Origin of the sequence: Paenibacillus aurantiacus, assembly GCF_042431225.1 — a bacterium.
GTDB classification, from domain to species: domain Bacteria; phylum Bacillota; class Bacilli; order Paenibacillales; family Paenibacillaceae; genus Paenibacillus_Z; species Paenibacillus_Z aurantiacus.
In genome coordinates, this window is the sequence record NZ_JBHMDO010000042.1 from 121192 (window position 1) to 138708 (window position 17517).

General features: G+C 58.4%; 13 protein-coding genes and 1 pseudogene. 3 read left to right on the forward strand and 11 right to left on the reverse strand.

What is annotated here, in order from left to right:
• Positions 1-103 precede the first annotated feature (103 nt).
• The 3 genes from ACFFSY_RS26150 to ACFFSY_RS26160 form a co-directional block, all read right to left on the reverse strand.
• Positions 104-6301, reverse strand: a complete 6198-nt coding sequence (locus tag ACFFSY_RS26150) for an S-layer homology domain-containing protein (protein WP_377499706.1) — start codon at positions 6299-6301, stop codon at positions 104-106.
• Between the two features lie 319 nt (positions 6302-6620).
• A complete protein-coding gene (locus ACFFSY_RS26155; RefSeq protein ID WP_377499708.1) occupies positions 6621-7247 on the reverse strand; it encodes a hypothetical protein in 627 nt (208 codons plus the stop codon).
• Positions 7248-7353: 106 nt separating this feature from the next.
• Positions 7354-7776, reverse strand: coding sequence for a VOC family protein (locus ACFFSY_RS26160; RefSeq protein WP_377499710.1), 423 nt, complete (start codon positions 7774-7776; stop codon positions 7354-7356).
• A 213-nt stretch (positions 7777-7989) separates the two neighbouring features.
• Between ACFFSY_RS26160 and ACFFSY_RS26165 the strand changes: the two genes are divergently transcribed.
• Positions 7990-8421, forward strand: a complete 432-nt coding sequence (locus tag ACFFSY_RS26165) for a VOC family protein (RefSeq protein ID WP_377499712.1) — start codon at positions 7990-7992, stop codon at positions 8419-8421.
• A gap of 88 nt (positions 8422-8509) precedes the next feature.
• Here the strand turns inward: ACFFSY_RS26165 and ACFFSY_RS26170 are convergent, their stop codons facing one another.
• The 4 genes from ACFFSY_RS26170 to ACFFSY_RS26185 form a co-directional block, all read right to left on the reverse strand.
• Entirely contained in the window at positions 8510-9505 is a 996-nt protein-coding gene (locus ACFFSY_RS26170) for a phosphotransferase (protein ID WP_377499714.1), read from the reverse strand.
• A gap of 48 nt (positions 9506-9553) precedes the next feature.
• A complete protein-coding gene (locus ACFFSY_RS26175; protein ID WP_377499715.1) occupies positions 9554-10276 on the reverse strand; it encodes a hypothetical protein in 723 nt (240 codons plus the stop codon).
• A 356-nt stretch (positions 10277-10632) separates the two neighbouring features.
• Positions 10633-11133: a hypothetical protein gene (locus ACFFSY_RS26180; protein ID WP_377499717.1), complete on the reverse strand. Its 501-nt coding sequence runs from the start codon at positions 11131-11133 to the stop codon at positions 10633-10635.
• 85 nt (positions 11134-11218) lie between these two features.
• Entirely contained in the window at positions 11219-12271 is a 1053-nt protein-coding gene (locus ACFFSY_RS26185) for a GGDEF domain-containing protein (protein WP_377499719.1), read from the reverse strand.
• A gap of 227 nt (positions 12272-12498) precedes the next feature.
• On the opposite strand from ACFFSY_RS26185, the pseudogene ACFFSY_RS26190 reads away from it, so the two are divergent.
• Positions 12499-12702 (forward strand): annotated as a pseudogene (locus ACFFSY_RS26190) (sensor histidine kinase); the annotation flags it as partial.
• On the opposite strand, the gene ACFFSY_RS26195 reads toward ACFFSY_RS26190, so the two are convergent.
• Together ACFFSY_RS26195 and fsa are read right to left on the reverse strand one after the other, a co-directional pair.
• The gene (locus ACFFSY_RS26195) at positions 12641-13876 is read right to left on the reverse strand and encodes a helix-turn-helix domain-containing protein (RefSeq protein ID WP_377499721.1); all 1236 of its coding nucleotides are present in this window, start codon (positions 13874-13876) and stop codon (positions 12641-12643) included. The pseudogene ACFFSY_RS26190 and the gene ACFFSY_RS26195 sit on opposite strands and share 62 nt — an antisense overlap.
• Positions 13877-14175: 299 nt before the next feature.
• The gene (gene fsa / locus ACFFSY_RS26200; RefSeq protein ID WP_377499723.1) at positions 14176-14850 is read right to left on the reverse strand and encodes a fructose-6-phosphate aldolase; all 675 of its coding nucleotides are present in this window, start codon (positions 14848-14850) and stop codon (positions 14176-14178) included.
• A 171-nt stretch (positions 14851-15021) separates the two neighbouring features.
• On the opposite strand from fsa, the gene ACFFSY_RS26205 reads away from it, so the two are divergent.
• On the forward strand, positions 15022-15900 hold the full coding sequence (locus ACFFSY_RS26205; RefSeq protein WP_377499801.1) for a LysR family transcriptional regulator: 879 nt from the start codon (positions 15022-15024) through the stop codon (positions 15898-15900).
• Here ACFFSY_RS26205 and ACFFSY_RS26210 read toward each other — a convergent pair.
• Both ACFFSY_RS26210 and ACFFSY_RS26215 read right to left on the reverse strand, forming a co-directional pair.
• Entirely contained in the window at positions 15894-16367 is a 474-nt protein-coding gene (locus ACFFSY_RS26210) for a hypothetical protein (protein ID WP_377499725.1), read from the reverse strand. The genes ACFFSY_RS26205 and ACFFSY_RS26210 overlap by 7 nt on opposite strands.
• Before the next feature lie 230 nt (positions 16368-16597).
• Positions 16598-17248: an SDR family NAD(P)-dependent oxidoreductase gene (locus ACFFSY_RS26215; RefSeq protein ID WP_377499727.1), complete on the reverse strand. Its 651-nt coding sequence runs from the start codon at positions 17246-17248 to the stop codon at positions 16598-16600.
• Positions 17249-17517: the final 269 nt, after the last annotated feature.

Sequence of the window (17517 nt, forward strand, 5' to 3'; positions counted from 1 at the left end):
TGGATGGCCACGGCCGCAAGCTAACCCCTGACGTCCAGCCCACAACCTGCCGCCAATACCCAAAAACCGCCCCTCGCATCTCGCGAAGGGCGGTTTGGTCTAATTATGCGTTCAACAATTGAAACAACCGATACACGACGACCGCGCTTTCGGCCCGCGTTGCCGTCTGATCCGGCAAGAACTTGCCGCTTACGCCTTGCATCAAGCCAGCTGCCTGCACCGCTTGCGCCGCTTCACGGGCAAAGCTGCTAATGGCGTCAGCATCCAGGAATGCCGCCGTATGCTCCGGCTGTGCCAGCTTCACTTCGAGCACGACCGCCGCGCGGTGAAGCAGCACCGCCATCTCCTGCCGCGTGATCCGCTCGTTCGCGCCGAAGCTGCCGTCCGTTCTGCCTTTCACGAGACCAAGCTGCTTGGCCGCCGCCACGGATTCATAGTACCAAGCCGATTCGGCTACATCCGAGAATACCGCTCCGGCATCTGCTCCCGCTTCGGCTCCCTTGGCCTGGAATCCCGCCGCGTTCACGAGCATCTGCACGAACTCCGCCCGCGTCACCGAACCGCCCGGGTTGAAGCGTCCGTCGCCGATTCCGCGAACGAGGTCTCGAGCAGCAAGGAATTGGATCGATTCCGCAGCCCAAGGAGCCTGCTCCCCATCCGTGAATTGGATCGCCCGGTACACCGCCGCGTAGCCGCTGAAGTGCTCTGCCGCAAATATCGCTTGGCCGGAAGTCGAGTCATAGTGTGCTGCCGGTACGACCGTAAGCTTACCTGCTTCATCGACATAGTAGACGATAACGGCGTTCGGATTCTGCCCTTCTTGAAGTTTGAATGGAATGGCCACTTGAACCGGCTGCCCCTCGAACTCGCGCACAGGCTGCCCGTTGACGCGCAGCGCGTAATCGTACACGGTGCTGCCGGAGAGCTGCGCCTTCGTTTCGGCCGGCAAGCCGGACGGGTCGGCCGTCCTCATCGTCAGCTCCAGCATCTGCTCCGAAGCTCCGCTGCCCGCGAGCGCTTGGAAGAACAGATCGCGCGCCACGGTCACCGCTCCGAATCCGCTCTCGATACGAATCGCCAACGCATCGGTCTCTTTGGCGAATTCGCCAACCGGAATGCGCAGCGTGAGCGACTTCGCGTCAGCCCCCGTCTCCACCTTGATGGCCAGCACGCTGTCTTTGCCTTGCTCCAGCGCTTTCTTCACCTCATCGGTCTTCAATATGACGACCGCTTCAGTACCCGTTCCGACTGCTTTCAGACGGATCGCTCCGTCCTCTACCACGCGGTTAGGGTCCGTTGTGACCGGCGGCGCAACTACTGGGCCCGAGCCGCCTCCGGTCGTCGGCGATACGACCGTTACCGTCGCCGAAGCTTGCTTACCGCCGTCCGCCGTCGTGACGGTAATGACCGCCGTGCCCGCTTTCTTGGCGGTGACGAGTCCGTTCGCGACGGTCGCGACGGTCGCGTCGCTCGTGCTCCACGTCAGGCCTTGGTTCGTCGCATTCGCCGGGGCGATCGTCGCCGTCAATTGTTCGCTGGCGTCGACGTTCAGCGTCAACGCGTTCTTGTTCAAGCTTACGCCGGTGACGGCCGTATCCGCCAAGCTGCCGGTCCGCGTAAGCGTCACGTCATCGACGGAAATCCAGCTGTTGCCTGCCGCGTCCTTGGAGTGAATCGCGATCCCAAGCGTACCGCCGCGAACCTCGATATTCGTCAAGCTCGTTGTTACCCAAGCGCCTTCGCCTGCAGGAATGGCAGCCGAACGGACGGTCTCTCCAACGATTGCTTGCAGCTCGGCTTTCTCCTGCCCGCCCTTGGACTTGGTGTACGCGCTCAGCGTGTAGAAGCCGTCCGGCAAATTCGTCACCGTCTGCGATGTCGTCGCTTCATATGCCGCGTCATGGTAATGCACCAGGCGGTAGGCGCCGGAATGCGTATTGGCCGCTTCCAGCTTCACGATGCCATTGGTGATATCCGCTCCGCCTGCATCCTTGTTCACCCACTGCTTCGGCAAAATCGGCCAGACGCCTGCGTCGATCGGCTCGTCAAAGCTGCCGTTCGCCGCGTAGTTGATATCGCCCGTCTTTACCAGCTCCACGTCTTCGACCGCGATCCAGTTGCCGCCGAGATCCTTCGAGTGGAAGCCGAGCGTCAGCTCGCCGCCGCGAACCGTCAGACCGGACAGTTTCAAGTACGCCCATGTGCCTTCGCCGGCCGGAATGTCGATCTTCTTCGTCTCGCCGCCCGGCACGGCCGCCGTCATCTCGGCGATTTGCTGGCCGCCCTTGCTCTTCGTCCAGGCACGGAGCTCGTAGATGCCGTCTGGCAAATTACGCGCCGTCTGCGAGGTCGTTACCTCGTATGCGACGTCGTTCCAATGCGCCAGACGATAAGTGCCCGAGCGCGGGGATACCGCTTCGATCTTGGCAATGCCGCTTGTTACTTCCGCGCCTGACGCGTCCGTGTTCGTCCAGTGCTTCGGCGCAAGCGGCGACGCGCCGGCGTCTGCGGCCTCCTCGAAGCCTGGGTTCTGTACATAGTTGGTCAGCACCGGTCCTGGTTCGCCGCCGGTGTTCGGATTATTCGGCACGTTAACGTTCAGCGTGTGAGTATCCGAACTCTTCACGGTGCCGTCGAACAGCTCGACCGCTGCTTTGATCGCGATCTCCCCGTTCGGCAGCTTGTCGCTCGCATACGTCCACGTGCCATCCGGCTTGACCGGTGCATGGAACAGCAGCTTGCCGGCATGGATCGCGACATACTTCGCGCCGGTCGCCGTGCCTCGAAATGTTATCGGCAGCGCGGTAGCCGACTGCGCCGATTTGTCGATCGCGACGGTCGAAGCACCGAGTTCGTCCATAAACTTAGCTCCGTTAATGTCATCGATGTAGAACGTACCCGAGCTTGCGAGCGATCCTTCGCCTCCGCCAATATACAGCGAGAATGCCGTAATGTTGCGGCTTGGGTCCGGCCTTGCCGTCTGATCCTGGCTGTACCAGCCCGGATGGCGGAAGGCGTCGAACGGCACGTACATGAGCCGTGCGTCGTTCCCTTTGTACACAACCTTCGTCTCCCAGTACTTCCCGGCATCGTCCGTGAACTGGATGGCCAGCTCATTGCCCGCGCCATCCGGCTGGAACCAGAACGTGAAGCCGTCATAGCCCTTCAGATTCAGGAAATCCGGGTTGAAGCTGCCGCCCGCGTAGCCGGGGCCGGCAAAATTGTAGTCCACGCGCATGCCGTAGCCTCCTTCAGAGCGGTGCTCCGGATCGAGCGAGACCGCGAACGCGCCGCCGCCCGCGTTGCGCGAGAAGGCTTTCTGCAGCAGCACGTTGTAGCCGCCGTACCCTTCGAAGCCGTCCAGCTTCGAGGCATTCGCCAACTTGATGTTGTCGAGCGTGATCGTACCGCTGGCGGACGATGCGCCTTCGCCGCGGACGACATACATTCCGAACGCCGTGACATCGCGCCAATCCGGCTCCGCTGCCTCGCCGCTAGCGCGAACGAAGTCCGACAGCTTGATCTCGATCGTCTCCTCGTTCGTCCCGTTAAGCAGCTTGCGGCCTTCCCATGTGCTGCCGTCAGCCGTCGTCAGCTGAATCGCCAGTTCATTGCCCGAACCGTCGCCTTTGACAACCGCGTGCAGCGCATCGAACATGGACAGGTCGGCGTGACCGGTCGGACGCGTCAACCCGGCGAAGTCTTTCGCGCCGAGATCGTACGCGAGCTGCATGCTGCTCGTGCCTTTCTTCGCGTTCGCCGCAACCAGCGTATCCAGCGCGTGCAGCGTGAGGTCGATGTCGCCGCCGGCCGCATCCTTCGCGTATCTCGCCTGAATGCTCTCGTTCTGGCCGTAATCGTATTCGCCGTCCTCCAGCACGTTCACCGGCGGCTTATCTGTCGGCGGAATCATGCTGCTGCCGTAACCCAGCTCGAAGCGCGCCACTGCAGGCGACTGTTCGCCTGCCGCTGCCGGATAGACCAGCTTCACGTAACGCGCGCCCGCCGGCACGGCGAAATCCGTATAGAGAACCTGGCTCCATCCGCCGGAGAGGGCGGTACGGCTGATGGTAGGCGCCGCTTTCGCATACGTCACGCCGTCGATTGAAGCGTAGAACGCGATATCCTCCGCCGTATTCGCGTAGGTCGTCACGCGGTAGGAGTTAATGTCTCCGTCCGCCTTATAGACAAGCTCCGCGTCGCCGCTGCCCTGCTTGGTCAGCGCGCTCACCGTATCATTGCCGGCTTGAATCGACTTCACCGTCAAATTCGGCGTGCGCAAGACCGGCGCGTCCGCGAACGCCGTATCCTTGATGAACCCGCTCCGAACGAGCGGCGGAACGTCGGCATAGCCGGTACCGTCATAATTGTAAATCAGCTGGATACGGTCGATCTGCACCGTGTTGCCGCCCGGAATGCTGAATTTGACGTATCTTGTATTCGCCGGCAGCTCCTTCGCGACCAGCTGACCATCCTCCGACGCAGGCTGAACTTCCGCATACTGTCGGCCGTCCACCGACGCGAACCATTTCACCGTGCCGGTGCCTGTCGACGTCATTCGGACTTCGGACAGCGGAACGGGCGACGCGTACGTCAGCGTGCCGGCCGCAGGCGTCGATACGTAAGCCTTATAGCCATAGCCCCGTTCGTTGCCATCCGGCGAGCTGGTCAGCACGTTCGAGGAATGATCGTACGCGTACGTGCGCCGCTTCTCCTTCTCGCTGTACAGCAGGCTTAGTTCGTCGGTAATGACGTGCTTGGCCGTCGTCAGCTCGATGTTCGACCAGTCCGAGACGCCGGACTCATTGACGCCGCGCACGCGGTATTGATACGTCTGCCCGGTGATCGCCTTCTCGTCATGGAAGGTCGGCGTCCCCGCGCGTCCGCCATCGGAGAAATCCGTCGTCACGCTCACCCAATTCTCACCGTCGACGGAACGCTGCACCTCGTAGCCTGAGGCGCCGACGGAGCCGAGCCATCGGATATCCGCGACCGATTCGATCGGGAACAACTTCGGCGCGTTCGCAGGCGCCGGAATCGGCGGCACGGGCGTTGTTTTACCAATATCCCCTGTGTTCATGTAATGCGCGTATTTATAAACCGTACGGATGATGTCCTTCTCGCCATAATAATTACCCGATGCGAAGCCCGGCCAATGGTACGACGCCCAGTTGCCCGGGTTCTCGTCGTGCCAGAAGAAACCGCCGTCGTCCTTATGCGGGCGAAGCGACCAAATCATGATGCCGTCCGTCCCGTTCTGCAGGGCGGCGTTGTACAGCTGATCGACCGGTTCACCCGTCGTGTACAGACCGAATTCGCCCAGAATATACGGCTTCTTGCCTTCGGCGGAAGCCTGATCGGCATTGATTTTGTCGATGAAATTGCCCGTGTAGAAATGATTGCCCACGATGTCGATGTTCGGATCGTCGAGCGATTCCGCATTGACAGCGAACCGGCCGTCCAGCAGGAGTTGGCTCGGGTTCTCTTCCTCCTGGATGTAACGGGCGATCTCCGTCGTCCACGATTGCGGGAACTTATCCTGGTTGTAGCCGCCGAGCTCGTTGCCCGTCTCCCAGGCGAGAATCGACTTGTCTTCCTTGTACTTCACGCCTGTAATGGTGTTGACGCGGTTCATCATGTAGTGGATAACCTGCTTGAAGTCCGAGATGACGGTCGGATCCGTATAGAACTTCCACGCATCCGGATCGTTCGCCGCATCATTGGAGATCGTGCCGGGATAGCGGAAGTTGACGTAGCTCTCGATGCCGCCCTCCCACTGCCATTGGTCGACGAACGGAATGATGAGCCGCACGCCGTACTGATTCGCCAGCGCCAGCAGATGATCCAGCTTGCGGAAGCCTTCTTCGTTGAACTGCATGACGCCTTCGGCATCCGGCCCCTTCACGAGGGCGTACGACGCGTTGGCGTTATCGTACCGCTTGACCGGCGGCACGTACGTCCGCGTCACTTTGCCGCCCATGGCGGCGATCGTGCGGATTGCATCCTCCTGCGAGAATTCGGAATCGCGCATGCCGCCTGGATAGTTGAGCGAAGCGAAACGGAACGGCTGATCGCCCTCCATCAGCGCATCGCCGTCCACCGTGATGAAATCGGTGAAGGCGGAGGCGCCTGGCGCAGCGGCTGCCGCCTGTACTTCATTCGTGACCAGCTCCCCTGCGGGAGCGGTGCCGTTGGCCGAAGCCGAGCTTCCGCCGATCGCCGGCGACAGAAGACCGACAAGCAGCGAGCCAGCCATCAGCGCGTGCGCGGGTTTCTTCAATCTGCGAGTTGTTGTGCCCAATTCGTTCATCCTTTCGTATGCGGGATTTGCGAGGTCGATATGGAAAAGAAATGGTCGTGCATGCAGGGTCTGACGCGCGTCTTGACCCCGTTTTTATGTAAGCGCTTAAAAAGATTATAAGCAGATCGGCACTTTCGCACAATAGATAATTGAAATATTTTAAATTTAGTATAATTAATTAGTTGAAATTGTTGAAGCAAAATCCATTTGGACAACGCAAAAACAGCCCCCACCGCAAGTTTGCATCACGGTTGGAGCTGATTATTTGGACGAGAAGCTTCTTAGGGTCTCGGGATGAGTGGGTAACACCGAGCGGCCGTTATTCTTCCCGCAGCGTCGCCACGAGCGCCCATTCCGTGCTGCCCAGCGATTCCTGCGTGAGATCCGCCGTGCGGATTTCGTTCAAGCTAGCCGCATGCATGCCGAAGACGTGAACGGGTTTGCCTAGCGTAAAGCTTTGCGCTTCGGTGTGGGCGATTAGTCCGCGCGCTGAGAGCTTGGGATCCCATGGGACCGTGAAGGTCGAGAGACTCGCCCCTGCATCGTCGACCAAGCACACTTTGACGACGACCTGCCCGTTCTGAATGTTAACGGTTGAATCGTCGATCGCGATAATGACCTCTACTTCTTTACGAGTCGGCTTCTGCGTACTATGGAATACGTCACCGATCGAGCCGGCTGTCTCGACGCGCTTGCCGCCTCGCCAAATATCCAAATCCAGCTTCATGTTTGGCGGCTTCTCGCCCTCGCCGCTCAGCTTGAACGCCCCGCTCATCACGCCCAGGAAGAGCTTGAACTTCGCCGCATCCCCTTCGAACAAATCACCGACAGGCGTCAGCGTAATCTCTGCCGGCCCCGCCTTGCTGACCGGTTCGGCTTCATTCGTCGTCCCCCAGCAGCCCGTCAACAGCATCAGCATGATCAGCATCCCGGCTTTGTTTCGCATTGTGCAGCACCTCCCCTTACATAATCATCCTCCTCCAGCTGCTCGTCATCCTTTACAGCGCTCCCCGAGCTCCGTCAAGAATTGTTCAGCCTCCTCTCCCCCAGCGCTATCTCGCCCTAATCGCGATCGGATGGTCCTCGTTCAACTGCAACAAATCCCACAAATTCCCGTACAAATCTTTAAATACCGCTACCATGCCATACGGCTGCTCTTGCGGCGGTCTTACGAACTCGATCCCTCTCGCCGTCATCTCGTTATAGTCCCGCCAGAAATCGTCCGTGTTCAGAAACAGGAACACCCGTCCGCCCGCCTGATTGCCAACGAATGGCTCCTGCTCCGGTCTCGACGCCTTCGCAAGCAGCAGATTCGTGCCGATGGAGCCCGGCGGCGATACGACGACCCAGCGTTTGTCCTGCTCAGGCTGGTACGTATCCTCGAGCAGCGTGAAATTCAGCTTCTTCGTATAAAAGTCGATCGCTTCATCGTAATCGTTGACCACGAGCGCGATATGGACAATGGATTGCTTCATGACTTACACCCTTTCTTCATGCGTTCACGCTACAAATATGACTTTGGAGGTAGCAGCCTATGGCTCAGCTTATTGTCATCTTCATCCTCCTGATTCCCGTGTTCGCGGTCCTTGCCTGGACGTATCAACTCCCGGCAGCTGGTTTCAAATTTGACCTTTCGGACATACTTGGACATGGAACCTCTATCCAATCCGAATAGGAGATGTGACGAAATGACCGTAAGATTGATCCCTTATCTGGTAATGAACGGCAACGCGGCGGAAGCGATGACCTTCTACCAGAAGGCGTTGGACGCGCAGCTGCTTTTCAGCCAAGCGTTCGGCGAAATGCCCGAAAATCCGGAATTCCCGCTGCCGCCGGAAGCGAAAAACCGGATTTCGCACGCGACGCTCAAAATCGGCGAGTCCGACGTCATGTTCTCGGATACCTTCCCGGGTCAGCCGCATCAGAGCGGCACGCAGGTGACGATCTGTCTGTCCACGGACGACAAGGAACAAGCCACACGGTATTTCAATGCCCTGCAGGACGGCGGGCAGGTGAACATGCCGCTGCAGGAGACGTTCTTCAGCCCGGCCTACGGCATTGTGGTCGACAAGTTCGGCGTAACGTTCCAGATCTTCACCGAAGGCAAACCGCACCAATAAACCAACAACGAGAGCTCTTCCGTGCTTGACGGCGGGAGAGCTTTTTCGCATCCGGAGAAGTTAAGTCCGTCCCTTGCCAGCCCCCCGCTCACAGATGACCCAGCCGTTCTCGCAGCCGCTCCATATGTGTCGCCATCCACTCCATCTCCTTCGCGAACCGCTCGGGAGGCGTGCCGCGTACGCGCTTCTCGGCCGTAATCCACCATGGACTTTCCAAGTACCACAGCAGCTGCAACGCCGCGGTCAATTCGCCTTCGCCGAGCGAGCATTCCTCGCGATACCCCGCGACGAATGCTTCCGCCGGCAGCACGTCCAACGTCTCGTCCAGCGCATACGAGAGGATGGCGCGTGCCATGTCGAGCGGGGGATAATCGTATTTCAGCCGGTCAAAATCCAATATCGCGCTCACCTTGGACTCGCCGAACAACACGTTGTCGGCCCATAAATCACGATGCGCCCAGCCGGTCCGCAGCGGCTTGAACGCGTCAAGCGTGATCGTCTCCGTCGTCCGGCGCTGTCTCTCGATGGCCGCTACCAGCTCGCCTCGCCCCGCCGCAGCTGCCTGCGCCCGAACGGCATCCCAATGAACCAGCCGCTCTTCGCGGGCAGGCGGACGGAACTGCGGCCCGGATGCCGCTCTTCCGATCGAACCGTCATTAAGCAGCCGGTGCATGAGGCCGGTCGCGCGTCCGAGACTGTGCATCCGATCCGTGTTCCCGCGTCCGGGTGGAACCAACTCGCCTGCGCAGAAGGGCATAACCATGAACCGTTCGCCCCGCTCGGATTCCAGCAGGATTCGATCTTGATGCGCCAGCGGCCGCGGACAGGGCAATCCGGTATCGTGGAGACGGCTCTGCTGTTCGAAAGCGAATTGCAAATCATCAGGCGCATAGAGCTTATATCGTTCCCGGTTGTATTGCTTCAGCAGAAAGTCGCCCTCATCGGTGACGATTCTCCACTTCAAATTCATCCATCCGCGCTTAATCGGGACGACTTCGCGCACCTGCCATCCCCAGTTGCGGCGGCATGCGCGAAGTAGATCCTCCAATATTGCTTGCTCTTGAATGGTGCTGTCTTCTCCCATTACGAATGCTCCGATTTCGTTGAATTCTCGTGCTTGCCGCGGACTGCTTCACTGCTTGGATTCTAGCTCGGCCTCTTTACCTCTCTTGATCTGATCCTTCATAAAGCCGTACACATCGAGTTTCCATATGCCGTCCTCTTCCCGCAGACCGAGCACCATGGTATGGTGGATGATCCCCACGCTGACGGATATGGCGACTGCTTTGTAGTCCGGTTTCGAACCAAGTTCATCCACTTTGATCGAATCGTAGTACCGGTAGTGCATGGCTATTTCGGAGCTGTCGTTGCTGACATACTCACGGTAGTCTTCCGTAAACCGCGCAAGGTCCGACAAATACCCGCCGTTATAAATCAGCGGATACAGCACATAAGGATCGCCGTTCGAGAGCGTGTGCAAATACGCCAGTACCATCTCCTCCGGCGTAAAATCCGTCAACAGCGCCACATCTTGGCTTCCCTTGAACCGGTTGTACGCCGCTTGCTTCTCGGTCGGCAGCTGCTCCAAGTAGGAGAAGCTTGCTCGCGCCTCGGTCTCTTGCCCGGCATTCGTCATCTCGTTCCGGAAGGGAATGTCGGCTTCCTTCTTAGGCTCGGCTCTGGTCTGCGGCTCAATTCCCGTATCGGCATTCTTCTCGGATTCCGTCACCGGTTCGTCCGCCGTCCGGGTGTCCGCTGCCGGCACTTGGTTCTGCGCGACATCCCCACCGACGTCGCAGCCCGCCAATAGCAGCACGATCGCGGCGGCCGCACCGGCCTGTATTCGCTTCCTCATTCGTCTACCTGCTCTCTTCCTAGTTGTTCGCCATCGTCCCCCACGCTCGGCCATATCGTGTGGAATGACAGTAATTTTCCGGCCCATCCCACGCGGCGATCGCGGCGGCCAGTTCGTGCGCGTAAGTCAGCTGCACATGTTCGATCTCCCCTTGCTACGGCTCCCCTTACCAATTCCCATTTCATACCATAAATCCTTAGACGCTATTCCCCCGGAAAAGTTGCTGGCCCAACCGAAGGCAGCCGATCGCGCAACCGCCAACGATTCCCCCGAATAATGGCATGACCAAAGCAAAGAAGCCACCCCAGCCGGAATAGATTCCGTCCAAGGTGACTTCGCCAGTCTTAACCCGCCATTCAGGGCGTGTACTCGAATCCCGCAAGTTTGGCCTGCTTCGAACGATCGAAGAACAACAGTCGATAACGGTCCCAGACGATCTCTGTATACCGGAATTGAATCGAACTGTCGGTTAGTTGTCCCGTCTCGCTTACCTCGAAGACGCAATGATTAGCCCGCAGGACGTTCTCGATGCCTTCGAGCGTATCTCCGATCGCAATGCCTGCGCACACTTCGAAACGTTCGCCCAACACCTCGTACCTGCGCATGGAGGGCTCCAAGTTGAAATAAGCCTCAAGCCCGCGCCTGTATTGAAAGAAGAAGATGCTGGCCAAATATTCCCCGCGCGCGCCGAATTCGATCCGATCCGAGCCTTCCGTGCCGAACTTCTTCTCGGTAGCGGTGATCCAGAACCCGTCACCAGCTTCATACATCCGCTTGCCCACCGCGGAAGGTCTGACGAATCGCAACTCGGCGATCGGCGTGAACCGCTCCAATTCTTTGAGCATTTCCCACTTCATGTCTTCACCCCATATGGATAAGAAGCTCCCCTTAACCGGCAGGAATTATTCACCACTGGCCTATCCAGCAGACGGGATAACAGTATTACCGGCTCGCCACGACCCGATTCTTGCCCGCCCGCTTCCCCTCGATCAACGCCACGTCCGCAAGGTGAATGCAGGCGTCGACAGTCTGGCCCGCGCGATATGCAGCAACCCCGAGTGTGAGCGTAATCGGAATCGGTTGCCCCTCATACCGGAACGGCTGACGTTCCGCTTCCACTCGTATTCGTTCGGCCAGCGTCACCGCCTCCTGAAGCCGTATTCCCTGCAGCAGCACGAGAAACTCCTCCCCGCCCCATCGAACGGCCAGCGCTTCGGCGCCCGCCGTATTGCGGATCAAGGACGCGCAATGCTTGATCGCCGCATCGCCGCAGTTATGCCCATAGCGATCGTTCACCTGCTTGAAGCCATCGATGTCCGCAAGCAGGATACTGAACGGCTCTCCGTCCGTCTCGTGGCGTAACCGCGCTGTCTGCAGCTTCTCGTAAATCATCCGCCGATTGCGCAAGCCCGTCAGCGGATCGGTACGGGATAAGAGCTCCAGCTCCTGGATGGCGTCGTGCAGATTCGCCATCGTATGCTCAATGCTTTGCCGATAGTAATAAGACAGCAGCGTCGTATAGGCGAGCGTGCTGATCAAGTTCCAATAGTGAAGCGTCCGGCAGACGGGCACAACGCCGCTAGCCATGCCGGCCGGTGCGTAGTGATAGAGCAGGACGTATGCAATCACGCTTAAAATTACGAAAGTCCGCGTAGCCTGCTTGGACGTTTGCATCACATAGGCCCCATACAGGACGAAGAACAGGTAGTAATGAAAACCGGCGTTCCACCCCATATACACGGTTGCCGTAACTGCATAGATCAGCAGCTCAGAGGCGATTAAGCAGCCCCACCATCCCATACGCTCGCGCTTAAGGATCAGCATGGCAGCGGCATAGCACACCGTTGAGCCGATATTCACCCACGCCATGAACGAATAACCGAGCAGGTGAAAAAATACCACGAACGCCAGATGGATGAGCAGCCCCCCGACCGTCGCATACCGGTAGATCGAAGGGGCGAGCAGTCTTGGAGACCGCGTAAGTTCTGTCCGCATGCCTAGAGCTCCTCGGTCTGTTTTGGCCACAACTCCTTCCGCCTAGTATGCCTCCTTGCTGACAAAAAATCCCGTGGGCATTACCGCCCACGGGATCGTTGTTCATGATAACCATTATGTTTAGCATGGAGACCTAGCCGCTAAGCGAGTCAATCCTCTGGAGCTTCTCAGTAGAGGGGGGAAGGCCCGCCCAACGTTAGCTGTGTCCGCAAGGACAAAAAGCGTGCCTGGCGGACGACGGCCCCGGATTCCCGGACGAACTGCTTCCAGGCTTGTTCCACCGCTTCGTCAAAGGCAAAGACGGCGAGTCCGGCTTGGGTCTCGCCATTGCCCGGGCGATCGTGGAGCGAAGCGGCGGATCGATCGCGGCTACCAACCGCAAGGAAGGCGGCGCGCTGATCGTGGTGCGCTTTCGGGCTGCGGGCGGCTAGCGTCGTCCGTCCCTCCTAACATAGGATTTCCCCCCGTTAAGAGCAGTACCGTCTCCTCCAGCATCCGGCTCACCGCAACGGCCGAATACTCGAACCACGGACTCGGCTGTAACTGATACACGCATCCATGCTGTACAGCCTTCAAGCTTAGCCAGCCCGCATCGTGCTGCAGCGACTGCCAGCGTAAGTGCGTCACGGCATCCGGAGAGACAAGCAGCAGCAGCCGATCCGGATCGAACGCCGCGAGCTCCTCGATCGACAGCGGCTCATTGCACAGTTCTCTCAGCTTCGGAATGGCCGCCAGCTCCAAATCGCGATAGAGCACGTCCCGGATGCCCCGGTTGACGTACAAATACAGCTGATCCCCCGATAGATGGAGCGTCAGGAACGTATCTTGTCCTACCGCCTCCCGAATGTTCGCCCTCGCCTTCGCGGCGCTGCTCTCGTAATCGCGAATCCATCGGTCGGCGCTCGCCGTTTTGCCCAGCGCCTTGGCGATTTGCCACAGCTGTCCCCGCCAGTCTTCCGCCTCGACGCGGATCAGTTCGATGCCGCTCGCCGCCAGCCATTCCGCCATAGCGGCTCCACAGCTCTCTTGAATGATGACGGCATCCGGTTTCGCAGCCGTCAGGCTTCTTATGTTGTCTTCATCTTTGCCCGAATCGGGGCTTTCCAGATGGACGCGAATCTCGGATTGATAGTAGTAGTGATAATAAGGCGTCCGCTTCGGGTCAAGCGGGGCCGCGGTCGGCACGATACCAAGCGGAAGCAGATAGCCGATTGACGACGCGGACAGCACCGCGATTCGGTTCCTGGCGCTCCTGCCGAAAGCCGACGGCGAAAGGCCGACCTCCTTCTTGAACTTGCGGCTGAAGTAATACTCGTCGCTATATCCAACGCTCCTGGCGATCTCCCGCATATACAGGTCCGTCTCCCGGATCAGCTGCTTCGCCCTGCCGATGCGCAGTCCGGTCAAATAGTCCATGACGCTCCGGCCGGTCGCCTTCTTGAACGCTTCGCCGAAATAATTCGGACTCAGACCAGCCAGTTGCGCCAACAAGTCGATCGACAACGCTTCATGATAATGATCTGACATGTAAGCGCGCACCTCATCCAGCGACATCCGCGCAGCGCAGCCGTCCGCGTCAGGGGAAGTCTTCGTGTAATCGAGCATGCGATACCTCCTACTGGAAAAACGAATTGACTTAATTGATAATAATTATCATTATCAAATAAATCATAAATCATTCCGCCGCAGATGGCAACGCCGAATTCTACGCCTCGGCGACGAACAAAAAAAAGAGCTTTGAAGCCCGGCAAGAAACCGGGATCCAAAGCATTCCAAATCATTAGCCAGTACGCAATTACACTTGCAATTCAAACCGTTAAGCTGTCCGTGCGAGATTAACTTACAATGCAATGTGAAACCTTCAACGTGAAACTTTCAAAGCAACGTGAAACCTTCAATTTCGATTAAACTTTAAGTTCAGCGGTTTTCTTCCAATCGGCCGCGAACTTCTCCATGCCTTGATCCGTCAACGGGTGCTTGGAAATTTGCTCGATGACCGTGAACGGAACCGTCGCGATATGCGCGCCTGCCATGGCCACGCGTGTTACGTGGTCCGGGTGGCGGACGGATGCCGCGATGATTTGCGTGTCGAGGTTATGCGTGCGGAACAGCTCGGCAACTTTGGAGACGAGCAGCACGCCATCTTCGGAGATGTCGTCCAGACGGCCCAGAAACGGCGATACGTACGTAGCGCCGGCACGAGCGGCGAGCAGCGCCTGATTAACGGTGAAAATGAGCGTTACATTCGTTTTGACGCCTTTCTTGGTCAGGTAGCGGCATGCTTCCAGACCAGCCAGCGTCATCGGGAGCTTGATCGTGATGTTTTTATCGTTGTTGTTCAGCTTGATCAGTTCGTTCGCTTGGGCGATCATCTCTTCCGCCGTCAGCGCATCCGGCGTCACTTCCGCCGAAACGGACTCGACTTCCGGCACTTCGCGCAAAATCTCTTCGATGCGGTCTTCGAAACGCACGCCTTCCTTGGCAACCAGGGACGGGTTCGTCGTTACGCCGGACAATACGCCGATCTTATACGCTTTCTTGATGTCGGCCAAATTCGCAGTATCGATAAAAAACTTCATGATTCATTGCCTCCGTTCATTTTTGGTCTCTCGTTAATCGGGGCTTGCTTACTCTCGTGCCACTCCCGGCAGTTCTGGTCTCTCTTTTCTAAGTCCCATTAGATCAACTATAATACGATTAACCAATATATGCGTAATTAATACATTTCACAGGAGCTATAGATCGTGTCTATGACCAATAACTACGAACTGTACAAAGTTTTCTATTGGGCCGCGAAGACAGGCAGCCTGTCTCAAGCCGCCAAATCACTGTATTTGACGCAGCCAAGCGTCAGCCACGCCATCAAGCAGCTGGAAGACAGCCTGGGCCTTACGCTCTTCTACCGCACGTCCAAAGGGGTAACGCTAACGCAGGAGGGCACCGTGCTCTACTCCTATATCGAGCAATCTCAGATGCTCATTACGCTAGCCGAGGAGAAAATGAGCGCGCTCAAGAATCTGGACAGCGGGGAGCTTCGGATCGGCGGCAGCGATTCGCTGTTCAAACATTTTCTGCTGCCGTACCTCGAGCGCTTCCACCGGACATACCCGGGTATCCGGCTTCACCTCAACCATGGTACGACGCCGGAGATCATTACATTCCTGAAGGAAGGGCGCATCGACATGGGGGTCGTGCGGATGCCGATCGTCGATACGCAGCTAACGGTGAAGGAGAGCCTTCAGCTGCAGGATTGCTTCGTGGCGGGGGCTGCGTTCTCCGGCTTGAAGGACCGGGTGCTCTCGATGGAGGAGCTGCTCGAGTATCCGATCATCCTCTTCTCGCGCAACAGCCGCGCGCGCATGGCGATTACGGAGCTGTTCCGGGGCTACGGGCACAAAATCAAGCCCGGCATCGAGGTCGGCAGCGTCGACCTGCTGATCGAATTCGCCCGCAAAGGGCTCGGCATCTCCTACGTGGCCAGGGAGTTCATCGCCAGGGAGCTGGCGGACGGCTCATTGTTCGAGATTCGATTGGATGTACAGCTACCGCCGTCGCATGTCGGGATCATGACGCTGCGAAGCGTGCCGCTCTCGAGCAGCGCGAGCAAGTTCATCGAGCTGATTCAGTAGGAGGTCCGGCGCGCAAGCTTGCGGTAGAGTCGCCGGCGTATCCGGGCGATTGGCCTGCGCAGCACGATAGACAGCATAAAGCCGGCGAAAGACCCGATCAGCAGGCTCGTGATGGATAGCGGGAAGCCTACGACGAGCAGCAGCATCCCGGCGCCGTAGTCGTCTTCCGCCGCTTCGTCCGGTCCCGATAACGCGTTTCGCCCGACGAACATGGCGATTTGGAACAACAGGAAGAGCAGTAGATTCGTAAACATGACGTACCCTCTTCCCCGCGCGGCGAACGCCGTCAGCGCCGCATGAACCGCGAGCATGAACACGAACAGGGCGCAAATGAATAACAGATCGTCGCCTTGCAGCAAATAATTGAGAAACATCGTTGATAAAGCGCTATGCACGAACGGGGCCAGGCTAACTTCGACGAGTCTCCGCAAGTGCGCACGTCCTTCCTCGTGGATAATTACTGTCATTATAAGGGACCGCCGCGATTGCAAAAAGCGCAAAAAGCCCGGATGTTTTTTCTTGTTTTCACGAATGGCACGCCAAAAAAGAGCGCTTGCTTGGTGCATGCGCTCTTTTTGGCGTACCTATCTATCACCTTATAAAAGTAAATATTCGCTGCCTTAAATCTTGATCAGATTCACCCTTGCGTACGAATCGATCTCACATTGCCTCATAACCGAGTAGTACCCCGTAACAGCTAATCCATGACCGAGCCGCACGTGAGATTCGCGATCGCTCCCGTCATGGCGCTCGCCCTGTCGGAAGCCATAAGCACGGCGGCGTCCGCCACCTCGCGCAGCGTCGGGAGCCGGCCAAGCGCCGTTCCGTCCGTCATGTAGGTCCTTGCAGGCGCTTGCTGGTCGTCCCATGTCTCCGGAATCGCATCCGACCGCAGGCAGACGACCCGGACGCCTTGCGTGCCTACCTCGCCGGCGAGGCTGCGCGTGAAGCCTTCGATCGCCAAGCACGCCGTGGAGAAACCGCCGGTCAAGTGGTAGCGCCGGTCCCGTCCGGACAAGCTGGCTGCCGACGTGGATAGCGTCAGAATAACGCCCGACTGCTGCCGGACCATATACCGAGCCGCGGCCGTCGCCGTGAGGAAGTGCGTCCGAACGCCGGTCAACACCGGCAGGACGAAATCTTCGGGCGCCATCTCCAGCAGCGGCACGCCCTGCAAATCCCCGCGAATGCCGATGGCATTGAAAGAAATATCGATGCGACCCGAACGGCTCACGGCTTGCTCCATGTGATGCTCGATCGCCTCGCGATCCAGCGCATCCACGGCTGCCGCTTCGGCCAAGCCACCCTCTTGAACGATCCCCCTCGCGACCGCTTCAACCTTGTCCAACGCGCGCCCCGCCAGTTACACCTTCGCGCCTTCGCGAGCGAACGCCCGGGCGACCGCGCCGCCGATCTTCCCGCCTGCGCCGTACACGACGGCGATCTTGTCCTTAAGCAGCATTCAGCATCCTCCTTGATCGTGGTATGAGATGAAAGGAAAGCCTAACTCCATCATACCCGACTGCGGCTAGCCTGACTTCTTATGAATTGCGGGATGATGACCACGCTCGGGAGATGCGCAAAAGCTCCTCCAGCCCTGGGTTGCTTCTACAGGGA